This is a genomic window from Acidiphilium sp. PM, from assembly GCF_000219295.1.
Lineage (GTDB): Bacteria > Pseudomonadota > Alphaproteobacteria > Acetobacterales > Acetobacteraceae > Acidiphilium > Acidiphilium multivorum.
This window is the reverse complement of record NZ_AFPR01000124.1, coordinates 1-10,627: the sequence shown is the minus strand read 5'-3', so window position 1 is coordinate 10,627 and position 10,627 is coordinate 1. Positions and strand designations below refer to the sequence as shown.

Annotated in this window: 10 protein-coding genes and 1 tRNA gene; 5 read left to right on the top strand and 6 right to left on the bottom strand. The window is 69.8% G+C overall.

Annotated elements, in window-relative coordinates; translation table 11 throughout:
- Together APM_RS06420 and APM_RS06415 are read left to right on the top strand one after the other, a co-directional pair.
- Positions 1-396 (top strand): DNA polymerase III subunit chi (locus APM_RS06420; protein WP_007422540.1); only part of this gene is annotated, 396 nt, incomplete at its 5' end.
- A 69-nt stretch (positions 397-465) separates the two neighbouring features.
- Entirely contained in the window at positions 466-2,034 is a 1,569-nt protein-coding gene (locus APM_RS06415; protein ID WP_241763119.1) for a tetratricopeptide repeat protein, read from the top strand.
- Positions 2,035-2,041: 7 nt separating this feature from the next.
- Here APM_RS06415 and APM_RS06410 read toward each other — a convergent pair whose 3' ends face one another.
- Positions 2,042-3,214 (bottom strand): aminoacetone oxidase family FAD-binding enzyme, encoded by a 1,173-nt coding sequence (locus APM_RS06410; protein ID WP_007422538.1) that lies wholly within the window; start codon positions 3,212-3,214, stop codon positions 2,042-2,044.
- A 115-nt stretch (positions 3,215-3,329) separates the two neighbouring features.
- Between APM_RS06410 and APM_RS06405 the strand changes: the two genes are divergently transcribed.
- Both APM_RS06405 and APM_RS06400 read left to right on the top strand, forming a co-directional pair.
- Positions 3,330-4,256 (top strand): LysR family transcriptional regulator, encoded by a 927-nt coding sequence (locus APM_RS06405; protein ID WP_231844425.1) that lies wholly within the window; start codon positions 3,330-3,332, stop codon positions 4,254-4,256.
- Between the two features lie 48 nt (positions 4,257-4,304).
- Entirely contained in the window at positions 4,305-5,393 is a 1,089-nt protein-coding gene (locus APM_RS06400; protein WP_007422536.1) for an MraY family glycosyltransferase, read from the top strand.
- 12 nt (positions 5,394-5,405) lie between these two features.
- On the opposite strand, the gene APM_RS06395 is transcribed toward APM_RS06400, so the two are convergent.
- Genes APM_RS06395 through APM_RS06385 form a run of 3 tightly spaced genes read right to left on the bottom strand, consistent with a single transcriptional unit; the run spans position 5,406 to position 8,325 of the window.
- A complete protein-coding gene (locus tag APM_RS06395) occupies positions 5,406-5,765 on the bottom strand; it encodes an EamA family transporter (protein ID WP_007422535.1) in 360 nt (119 codons plus the stop codon).
- The gene (locus APM_RS06390; RefSeq protein WP_007422534.1) at positions 5,755-6,795 is read right to left on the bottom strand and encodes a glycosyltransferase family 2 protein; all 1,041 of its coding nucleotides are present in this window, start codon (positions 6,793-6,795) and stop codon (positions 5,755-5,757) included. Before APM_RS06390 ends, APM_RS06395 begins: the two co-directional genes overlap by 11 nt.
- Positions 6,796-6,831: 36 nt before the next feature.
- Positions 6,832-8,325, bottom strand: a complete 1,494-nt coding sequence (locus APM_RS06385; RefSeq protein ID WP_039887949.1) for a DUF2142 domain-containing protein — start codon at positions 8,323-8,325, stop codon at positions 6,832-6,834.
- A gap of 214 nt (positions 8,326-8,539) precedes the next feature.
- On the opposite strand from APM_RS06385, the gene APM_RS20275 reads away from it, so the two are divergent.
- Complete coding sequence (locus tag APM_RS20275; RefSeq protein ID WP_007422532.1) at positions 8,540-10,108, top strand: hypothetical protein; 1,569 nt, start codon at positions 8,540-8,542, stop codon at positions 10,106-10,108.
- Here the strand turns inward: APM_RS20275 and APM_RS06370 are convergent.
- A tRNA-Gly gene (locus APM_RS06370) sits at positions 10,097-10,170 on the bottom strand. The genes APM_RS20275 and APM_RS06370 overlap by 12 nt on opposite strands.
- A 17-nt stretch (positions 10,171-10,187) precedes the next feature.
- A partial coding sequence (locus tag APM_RS06365) for a nucleotide-binding domain containing protein (protein WP_007422531.1) occupies positions 10,188-10,627 on the bottom strand: 440 nt, incomplete at its 5' end.

The window sequence follows — 10,627 nt, the reverse complement described above, 5'->3', positions numbered from 1 at the left end:
ACCCTCGCCGCCGGCGCGCGGGCGGTGGTGCGCGGCACCGATCCCGCCCGGATCGAGGCGCTGGACGCCGCCCTCTGGCTCGCGCCGGGGGTGGACTGGCTGCCGCACGGCACCGCCGCGATGGGTCATGGCCCCGACCAGCCGGTCTGGCTCACCACCGGCGACGACGTGCCGAACGACGCGCGGTTCCTGTTCCTGGTGGATGGCGCGACGGCGGATCTCGCCCGCTTCGAGCGGGTGTTCGACCTGTTCGACGGCAACGACCCCGACGCGGTGGCCGCCGCGCGCGCCCGCTGGAAGGCGGCGCGCGCCGCGGGACATGCGCTGACCTACTGGCAGCAGGGCGAGACCGGCTGGATCAGGCAGGCGGAAGTCGCGCCGGAAACCTCGCGTTAAGGCTTTCATGCGAATCTCGCGGCGAAAGACCAAGAGGGTCCGCCGCCGATGGATTCACACGCCAGAGACATGTTCGACGAAGGCAACGCCGCCTTCAACGCCGGCCGGTACGACGATGCGGCGGCGGCCTTCGCGTCCTGCCTCGCGCGCGAGCCGGACCGGGTGGAGGCGCTGTACAATCGCGGCAACGCGTTGCAGAAGGCTGGCCGGCTGATCGAGTCGGTGGAGAGCTATCTGACCTGCGTGCGCATGGCCCCCGATTTCGCCCCCGTCTATTGCGCCCTGGCGGAAGCCCTGCGCGGCCTCCGCATGTTCGGCGACGCCAAGGCCATGGCGCAGGAGGCCGCAGCGCGGATGCCCCGCGATGTCGACACGCTGATCTGCCTCGCCGGCAAGCATTTCGATCTCGGCGAATTCCCCGAGGCGGCGCGGTTCTATGGCGAGGCGCTGGCGCTCGATCCCCTGCATGCGGGCGTGCTCAACAATCTGGCGAACGCGCTGCACTGCCTCGGCCAGGTCGACGCCGCGCTGGTGATGCACGAGCGCTGCTACCGGCTGGAGCCCGACAACCCGACCTGGCGCTACAACCGCGCGCTCGCGATGCTGGCGGCGGGCGATTTCAAACGCGGCTGGGCCGAGCATGAATGGCGCCGGCGCGAGCCGGTGGCCCCGCAGGCCGGGCCGCTCTGGCGCGGCGAGGATCCCGCCGGCCGCCGCATCCTGCTGGTGGCCGAACAAGGGCTGGGCGACACGCTGCAATTCGTCCGCTACGCGCCGCTGGTCGCCGCGCGGGGCGCCACGGTCGTGCTCGAAGCCCAGCCGGGGCTGGAGCGGCTGCTGCGCTCGGTGCCCGGCGTTGCCGAGGTGGTTCCGCGCGGCGCCAGCGCGCCCACCGACATGCACTGCCTGCTGATGAGCCTGCCCTGGCTGTTCGGCACCACGGTACAGACCATCCCGGCGACCTTGCCCTATCTCGCCCCGCCGGACGCGCTGCGGACCGCCTGGGCGACCCGGGTCGGCGACGAGCCGCGCCTGCGCGTCGGGCTGGTCTGGGCCGGCGGAGCGCGCCCCGACGATATCGACTGCGAGGTCATCGACCGCAGGCGCTCGATCGGCAATCCCGCCCTGCTGTCGCGCCTCGCCGAGGTGCCGGGGGTGCGGTTCTACAACCTGCAAAAGGACCGCGCCGGGTTGCCCGCGGAGCTCGACGCGGTCGACCTGATGGGTGGGGTCGCGGATTTCGCGGATACCGCGGCGCTGGTCGCGCAGCTCGACCTGGTGATCGCGGTCGATACCTCGGTGGCCCATCTTGCCGGCGCGATGGGCAAGCCGGTCTGGATGCTGTCCCGCCGGGACGGCTGCTGGCGCTGGATGCAGGATCGCGAGGATACCCCCTGGTACCCGACGATGCGGATCTATCGCCAGCGCACGCAGGGCGACTGGACCGAGGTGCTCGGCCGGGTGGCGACGGATCTGCGGGCCCTCGCGGCAGCGCACCAGCCGCGCCGCGCGGCACCCGCCGCACCCGCAGATCCGGCAACCGCCCCGGCAACCGCCCCCGCAGCGCCGCGCACGGCCAAGATAACCGGCGCCGGCAACGGGCCGATCCTGCGGGGGCCCGCACGAATTCCGGCCTGATTGACCGTCAGGCGGCGCTGCCGGCGGCCCAGCCGCTCGCCCAGGCCCACTGGAAATTGTAACCGCCGAGCCAGCCGGTGACATCCACCGCCTCGCCGACCACGAAAAGGCCGGGCACGCCCGCCGCCGCCAGGGTCCGCTGCGACAGGCCGGCCGTGTCCACCCCGCCGGCGGTGACCTCGGCCTTCACATAGCCTTCCGTTCCCGCGGGAACGATCCGCCAGGACTTGAGCCGGGCGCCGAGGTCGAGCAGCGCGCGGTCGGCGATGGCCGCGACCGGGCCGGGAGGCAACGCGGCGGGCATGAACGCATCCGCCATGCGCTGCGGCATCACCCCGCCGAGCAGCGTGCGCAGCGCGGATTTCGGCGCCTCGCGCTTGCGGCGGAGCAGAAAATCCGGGCCTTCGTCGGGCAGCAGATCGATCCCCACCGTCATCCCCTCGCGCCAGGCGGTCGAGACCTGCAGGATCGCGGGGCCGGACAGGCCGCGATGGGTGAACAGCATCGCCTCGCGGAAGCGGGCACGGCCGCAGGCGGCGACGACCGGTTGCGACACGCCGGCCAGCGGGGTGGCGCGGGCGCGTTCCTCCCCCTCCAGCACGAAGGGCACCAGCGCCGGGCGCGGGGGGACGATGCGAAGGCCGAAGCGGGCGGCGAGGTCGTGGGCGAAGCCGGTCGCGCCGAGTTTCGGGATCGACAGGCCGCCGGTCGCGAGGATCAGCGATCCGGCGGCGAACGGGCCGGCCGAGGTGTCGAGGCGGAAGTCGGGCCCGCCGCCGACCTCGGTGATGGTGCAGAGCGTGCGGATTTCCACGCCGGCGGCCGCGCATTCGGCGAGCAGCATGGCGACGATGGCGCGGGCCGGCCCATCGCAGAACAGCTGGCCGAGCGTCTTCTCGTGCCAGGCGATGCGGTGCGCCTCGACCATGGCGAGAAAGTCGCGCGGCGAAAACCCGGCGAGCGCCGAGGCGCAGAACCGCCGGTTCTCCGAGAAGAAGCGGTCCGGCGCGGTATGGATGTTCGTGAAGTTGCAGCGCCCGCCGCCCGAAATCAGGATCTTGCGGCCCGCTTCCGGCGCATGGTCGAGCACCAGCACGCGGCGGCCGCGCCGCCCGGCGGCGATGGCGGCCATCAGCCCGGCGGCCCCAGCGCCCAGAATGATCACGTCGAACTGCCGCATTCCCGCTCCCAGGGCACCAACCGAAGCGCCCGCCTTAAAGCAGGATGGCGAAAGAGCAAAAATTTGAAACACTTAATTTGCCGGAGGAAAAATTAAGCGTTACTTTAATCGGATGATGAACATCACGCTTCGGCAGATGCGCGCCGTCGCCGCACTCGGCCGCCACGGTTCGGTGACGCGGGCGGCGGGCGACCTGCATGTGTCCCCGCCGGCGGTAACGCTGCAGATCAAGGCGATCGAGGACCAGCTCGGCGTGCCTCTGGTCGAGCGCTCGACCGGCGGCATGGCGCTGACCGCGGCGGGGCGGATCGTCGCCGAGTCGGCCGCGCGGATCGAGGCGGTGCTGCGCGAGACCGAGGCCGGCATCGCGGCGTTGAGCGGGGCGGAGCGCGGGGCCGTGCATGTCGGCATCATCAGCACGGCGAAATACTACGCGCCGCGCGCCCTCGCCGCCTTCGCCGCCGCGCATCCGGGGATCGAGCTCAAGCTGACGGTCGGCAACCGCGACGAGATCATCGCCGGCCTCGCGCAGCATGACGTCGATCTCGCGATCATGGGCCGGCCGCCGACCGACATGAAGGTGATCGCCGACCTGATCGGCGACCATCCGCATGTGGTGATCGCCCCACCGGGCCACCGCCTCGCGGGGCGGCGCGACATTCCGCCGGCGGAACTGAACGACGAGGTGCTGCTGGTGCGCGAGGCCGGCAGCGGCACGCGCCGGCTGATGGAGGATTACGCCGCCGCCGCCGGCATTTCGCCGCGCATCGGCATGCAGATCGGCAGCAACGAGACGATCAAGCAGGCCGTCATGGCCGGACTTGGCATCGCGTTCCTCTCGGCGCACACCGTCGACGCCGAGCTGCGCGACGGCCGGCTGGCGCGGCTCGACATCCGGGGCACGCCGGTGGTGCGGCAGTGGTATGCGGTGCATCTCGCGGAACGGACGACGATGCCCGCCTCGGCCACGCTGCTCGGCTTCCTGCGGGAGAACGGCGCCGCGTTCATGCCCGGCACCGGGGCGGCCGCAAACAGCGGGTGAGCGGACGCAATTGATGCCGGCCCGAACTTCGGTCATGGTCCGCGCCGCATGAACACGGTTCCCTATTTCGCCCATCCGGGCATTGCGACACTCGCCCTGCCGCGCCATCTCGCGCTGTTCGCCGGCCTCGCGCTGTTTTCAGGCTTCGTCGTGCGGCTGATGATCGCCATCGGCGTTCCCGACCGGCCGGACGCCCGCAAGGCGCACACCAGGGTGATGCCGAAATCCGGCGGCGTCGGCATCGTCGGCGCCTTCATGCTCGGCATCCTGCTGCTGTACCGCTACGGCCATGTCTCGCGCCTCGCGGCTCCGGTGTTTCTCGGGGTGATCGCGGCGGCCGCGCTCATCGCGGCCGTTTCGCTGCTCGACGACCTGAAGGATTTTCCCTTCGCGGTGAAGCTGGGGGCGCAGTGCGTCGCCGCCGTGGTCGCGGTGGGATCGGGGATTTCGGCGGTGCGGTTCGACCTGCCGCTGATCGGTGGGGTGGCGCTTGGCGCGGCGGGGCCGGTGCTCTCGGTCGGCTGGATCCTGTTCGTCACCAATGCGATGAACTTCATCGACGGGCTGGACGGTCTCGCGGCCGGCACGACGCTGGTCACCTGCCTGTTCCTCGCCGGCATCGCCGGGCTGCATGGCGGCTTCTTCGTCTACACCACGGCCCTGCTGCTGGCCGGCGGCGTGGCCGGGTTCCTGCCGTTCAACTGGCCGCGCGCGCGGATTTTCATGGGCGATGTCGGCAGCCAGTTCTGCGGTTTCATGCTGGCGGTGCTGGGGCTCGCGGCGACGCATTACCAGCACGTCCCGCTCTCGTTCCTCGTGGTGCCGCTGCTGCTCTCGGGCGTGCTGCTGGATGTGAGCTTCACCCTCGCGCGGCGGGCCCTGGCCGGCAGGAACCTCGCGCGGGCGCATCGCGGGCATCTGTATCAGGTCGCCCACCGCGCCGGGGTCGATCCGCGGATCGTCGCGGTGGTCTACTGGGGGTTCGCGGCGTTCGGCGGCGTTGTGGTGATCGGGTTCCTCAACGCGGCGACGGCGTGGAAACCGCTGGTGGTCTTCGCGCCGCTGCTCCCCTTCGCGCTCTGGGCCGGCTTCGTCATCCGCAGGGCGCGCGCGGTGAACCTCGGCGACTGGGGATAGGCGAAGGCGCGATCAGCCGGAGCTGCCGAGCTGCGTCACCAGGATGCCGGCCACGATCAGCAGCGCGCCGAGCCAGAAGATCGGGCGGATCGCATCGCCATAGACGGCGCGTGACGCCAGCGGAACCAGGACGACGCCAAGCGCGACATAGGGATAGGCCCGGCTGAGCGGCACGCGCGAGAGGATCCAGATCCAGATCAGCGTCGCGATGCCGTAAAGCGCGAGCGCCGCGTAGAGCGCCGGCGCGCGCAGCAGCACGGGCTCGCCGCTGGCCAGGGAATGGCCGCGCAGGTCCAGCCCCACCTTGCGGAACAGGAGCTGGCCGCTCGCCATCAGCAGCGTGAACAGCAGCAGAATCAGGTTATCGATCACCTTCGTCCTCGCCTGCGGACAGAAACGGGTGGAGCGCGCGCCGCGGCACCGACAGAATGTCGTAATTGATGAAGGACAGGATCATCTGCAGTCCGGCGATGATGGGCAGCGCGCTCAGCATGACCGTGCCCGAACTGGTGATGATGCCGCGGGAGGCGTTGATGGCCCAGTTCCACGCGCCGAAGATCACGCCGAACACCAGGATCAGCGCACCGAATGCCAGTTCGAGCGTGGCGATCGAGAAGTCGCGCAGGACGTAGTTGTAGACGATCCGCTTGGCGAAGTTGCGCGCATGCCCGGCAAGGAAGGCGGGAATCACGCGGAATATCCGCAGATGGCTGCGCTCCTCGCCATAAACCGCCGTCATCGGGATATCGATCACCGCCGCCCTGATCGTGCCGAGCCGGAACAGCAGGTCGGATTCGAAGAAATAGCGCGGGGCGATGCGCTCCAGCGGAAGCTGCGCCAGCGTTCGCGCATGGACCGCGGTGTAGCCGTTGGTCGGGTCGAAGATGTTCCAGTAGCCGGACGAGAGCTTGGTCATGAACGACAGCACCGCATTGCCGGCGAGCCGCACCGCCGGCATCGACCGCACGTCCTCGGGATTGAAGAAGCGGTTGCCCTTCGCGTAGTCGGCGGTTCCATCGAGGATCGGCCGCACGAAGCGGGGCAGCAGGCGCGGGTCCATCTGGCCGTCGCCGTCGATCTTCACGAGAATGTCGCAGCCATCCGCCATGGCCTGACGGTAGCCGGTGATGGTCGCGAGGCCGACCCCGCCATTATCCTGGCGGCGGATGACCCTCACCCGCGCATCGGCGCAATGCGCCTGCACGAAATCCCCCGACCGGTCGGGGCAGCGGTCGTCGACGACATAGATCGCCGCAACCTCGGGGCCGATCCGCGCCAGCACGTCGAGGATATGCGCGGTCACGCGATAGCTCGGAATGACCACGGCGATCCGCGCCACCCGCGGCGGCGGCGGGCCCGGCGATCGCGACCGGAGCGGCTCCTGCGGCCGGTTGTCCATCATGCCGGATCTCGTGGAGTGTGGGCCACGGGATGCCGCCTACCAGAACCTGTGCCGGATCACCGCCGGCAGCACGGCGATGTCGACGGCCGACAGGATCAGGACCGGGGCGACCAGGACGAACCCGAGCGCGGCCGAGAGCGGCGCCGGCAGGGCGGATGCCCGCCATCGCGGCGACGGCCGCGGAACCAGCAGCGGAACGAAGGGAACCAGCGGCAGGAAATACCGCCCCTGGACGCCCATGAGCATCGTCGCGCCGACCGGCGTCCATGACACATACAGCGACAGGCAGACCGCGATCACGCTGGCCAGCACGAGCGACAGGGTGAAGCCGCCATCGGGCAGCGTCCAGCGCCGCGCCCCGCGGCGCTGCATGAGCGGCACGGCGCAGCAGGCCAGCAGCAGGGCGACCAGCCAGGCCTCGCGCAGCCAGGATGGAATCGGAACGTTCAGCCAGCCGAGATCGCCGATGAACTCGGCCACCAGCACATTGAAATAGGTCTCGACATAGCGGACCGGTATCGCCACGATCTGCGCCGGGTGGGCGAGCAGGACATGCAGGTTCGCCATCACGTCGATGCTGTCGAACATCTGGCCGGGACGGCCGGGCCAGAGCGGTCCGGCCGGGTAGGGCGTGACGTCGCGCGGCACGAAGCTCGTCCGCATCATCACGGCAAGCCAGATCGTGGCGGGAATCCCGCACAGCCCGGCCGCGACGAGCCGCCGCCACAGGCCGCGCTCCATCACCGGCATCGCGGCGCAGAACACCAGCAGGCCATAGGGCGGCTTCGAGCAGACCATGATCGCGAGCAGCCCCGCCGCCAGCCAGCGGAACGCCGGCCGCGTGGCCGGGTCGTGGGTGAGCAGGGCGCCGGCGAGCGCGCAGGTGGCGATGATCATGCCGTCCTGGTTGAAGGACGCCGCGAGCGAAACCGTCATCGGCAGGCTGAGCAGCGCGAACAGCAACACCGCGCCGAACCGCGCGATGAACAGGGCGAGCGCGCCCAGCGTGAGATAACCCAGCAGCATGAAGACGCGGCCGAGATAAAGCGCGCCGAGCGGATGCAGCCCGATCAGCCGCCCCGCCGCGATCCCCAGCGCGCCGGGCATGTACAGCACCGGGAGATATTCGATGCTCCCGCTCGCCACGAAATAGACGGGCGGGCCGGAAGACCAGGGTATCGCCGCCGCCCTGGCGCGGTCCGCCGGGGTCAGGAGCCGATGCCGGAGCGGGCGGAATTCCGACAGGCTGGCGCGGAGGACCCCGTCATTCACGAAAAGACCCGAGACCTGCGTATGGCCGATGACCGCACGGTGACCAAGAATGTCGAAATCGAGCAGCCCGGCGGCCCGGGCGATATGCGACGGCTCGTCCGCCACCTCGCCCATCGGGGTCGCATAGACCAGGCGCAATCCGCACCAGCCGCTGAGAAACACGAATGTCGCGACAAGGAACAAACGGCGGGCGTCGGGCCGCGATGAACCGAAATCGATCCGCATGCGGAAGACATGGCCCGGCAACAGGTCCGGCATCTCGAACTCCAAATATCTTCGGGCCCGCCTGGCGCCGGCCGTCGTGAAATGGCGGAGTGGCTTTCCGCGGTAACGTTAATGCAAATGACAATACCAGCCGATTGGGCAGAATGGCAAACGGTCCGTCAGTAGCGCGGAAAACCCCGAATCGCGCCGCGTCTTGCCTGCGCGAACCGGATCGCCGAAAGGTGGGCTCATTCGGAGAGACAGATTGATGCGACGGCTATACGTGCAGCGGTGGATCCTGGAACTTGCGGCCTTTCTGGTCGTGGGCGCGCTCCTGTCGTTGTCGTGCCGGACCGATGCGAACTGGGATCTGCAGAACTATCACCTGTACGCGCCCTTCGCGGCGCTGAACGGGCGGCTCGGCGCCGATTACTTCGCCGGCGGGTTTCAGGCCTATCTCAACCCGCTCGAAGACATGCCCTATTACATGGCGAAATTCGTCCTGTTCCCGCATGCGCCGCGGATCGTCGCCCTGTGCGCCGGCCTTCCGTTCGGGTTCCTGGCCTTCGTCGTCTTCCAACTCGCGCGCACTCTGGTCGGCGAACCATGGGCCGCGACCTTCGCCGCCCTGACCGGGCTTACCGGCGCCACGACGCTGTCCGAAGTCGGCACGACCTATGACGACATCCTGACCGCCGGCCTCGTGCTTCTCGCACTGCTCGGCGTGGTGCGCTTCTGGCGCCATGCCGTCGCCATCGCTGGCGGGTTGTGCGGGCTTGCCGTCGCGCTCAAGCTGACCGCCGCGATCTATGTGCTACCGCTGGCGGGCGCCGTCGCGATCATGGCGCCGGCACGGCGCGACCTGTTCCGCAATGCGGGCATCTTCACGGCGACATCCGCCCTCGCCTTCACAGTGGGGTATGGCTGGTGGGGCGTCCTGCTCTGGCGCCATTTCCACGACCCGGTCTTCCCGCTGCTGTGCGGGCTGTTCCATGCGCCCCTCGCGCCACGCCTCGACCCGCACGACGTACGGTTCCTGCCGCGATCGATGGGACAATGGATCGCCTATCCGTTATATTGGATCGAGGGGCGAAGCTTCGTCGTGTCCGAGGAACCGTTGCGCGATCCGCGCTTCGCCCTCGCCTGGCTCGCGGCGCTCGCCGCGGGCGTCGGGCTGCTGCGCCGGCGGATGGAGCGCCCGGAAGCGCCGACGCTCGCGCTCTGGTGGTTCATTGTCGTGGCCTACCCGATCTGGCTGATGGTGTTCTCGATCCTGCGCTACGCACTGCCGCTCGAGGTCTGCACGGGAATTTTCGTGGTGACCGTCCTGCAACGCCGCTTCGCGAGGGCGACAGTGACCCGCCTCGCTCTGGCGCTGCTGGTGTTCTGCCTGGTCACGACCAAACCGATCGGCTGGGGCCGGATCGGCTATGGGGAAAGCCTGGTCGAGGGAAAGGTGCCGGTTCTGCCCAGCGGCGCGCTGGTGCTGATGCGGGGCGCCCCGCTCGGCTACGTCGTCGTGCGGCTTGCCACTTCCGGTAGCCGCTTCGTGAACATGCAGGACCTCGCGCTGGATCCGGCGGAGCAACGCATCGTGCGGCGGCGCCTCGCGCGGAGCCGGCCGGCGTTCCTGCTGACCAACCGCCCGGTCACGCACGCCGCTCCAGCGCTCGCGCGGTTCGGCACGTCGGTCGGTTCCGGCGCGTGCCGCATCGTCCACTCGCCGGTGCAGCGGTCAATCGAGCTGTGCCGTATCCGTCGCGACCCGAAACAGGTCGAGTCATCGCATCGGAAGCAATTCGCGCGGGAAGCAGAGGGTTCGCGCTGGAGCGGGTAGCGGGAATCGAACCCGCGCGTTCAGCTTGGGAAGCTGACAGGCTACCATTACATCATACCCGCATGGCGCGAGCCGAGATTTAGTCCGCGCCGGGCGCCGGCGCAACTCCCATGGCGGCAAGGGCGCGCGGGAAAAAATCGGGGCCGCCGAAATTCCCGGATTTGAGGGCGAAGAGGCGCGGTTCGGCCTCGATGCTCCGCAGCAGCGGCACGCCGGGGGCGATTTCGGCGCCGATCTCGAAGGCGGGGATGCCGAGACGGTCGACGATCGCGCCCGAGGTTTCGCCGCCGGCGACGATCAGGCGGCGCACACCGCGATCGGCGAGCCCTGCGGCGAGGGTGGCGAGGGCCGCTTCGATCCGCGCGCCGACCTCGGCGCCATGGGCGGATTTCAGCGCCGCGACCGCCTCCGGCGTCGCCGAGCTGGCGAGCAGGACGGGGCCGGAATCGAGCAGTTCACCGGCCCAGTCGAGGGCGGCGGACATGTCGCCCGCGAGCAGGGAGTCGGCGTCGAGATGGC

Excerpts from the sequence above, each read along its gene's own strand:
- APM_RS20275 (WP_007422532.1), top strand. The coding sequence starts at position 8,540 with ATGCGACGGCTATACGTGCAGCGGTGGATCCTGGAACTTGCGGCCTTT.
- APM_RS06385 (WP_039887949.1), bottom strand. The coding sequence starts at position 8,325 with ATGCCGGACCTGTTGCCGGGCCATGTCTTCCGCATGCGGATCGATTTC.
- APM_RS06390 (WP_007422534.1), bottom strand. The coding sequence starts at position 6,795 with ATGATGGACAACCGGCCGCAGGAGCCGCTCCGGTCGCGATCGCCGGGC.
- APM_RS06410 (WP_007422538.1), bottom strand. The coding sequence starts at position 3,214 with ATGCGGCAGTTCGACGTGATCATTCTGGGCGCTGGGGCCGCCGGGCTG.
- APM_RS06405 (WP_231844425.1), top strand. The coding sequence starts at position 3,330 with ATGAACATCACGCTTCGGCAGATGCGCGCCGTCGCCGCACTCGGCCGC.
- APM_RS06400 (WP_007422536.1), top strand. The coding sequence starts at position 4,305 with ATGAACACGGTTCCCTATTTCGCCCATCCGGGCATTGCGACACTCGCC.
- APM_RS06415 (WP_241763119.1), top strand. The coding sequence starts at position 466 with ATGTTCGACGAAGGCAACGCCGCCTTCAACGCCGGCCGGTACGACGAT.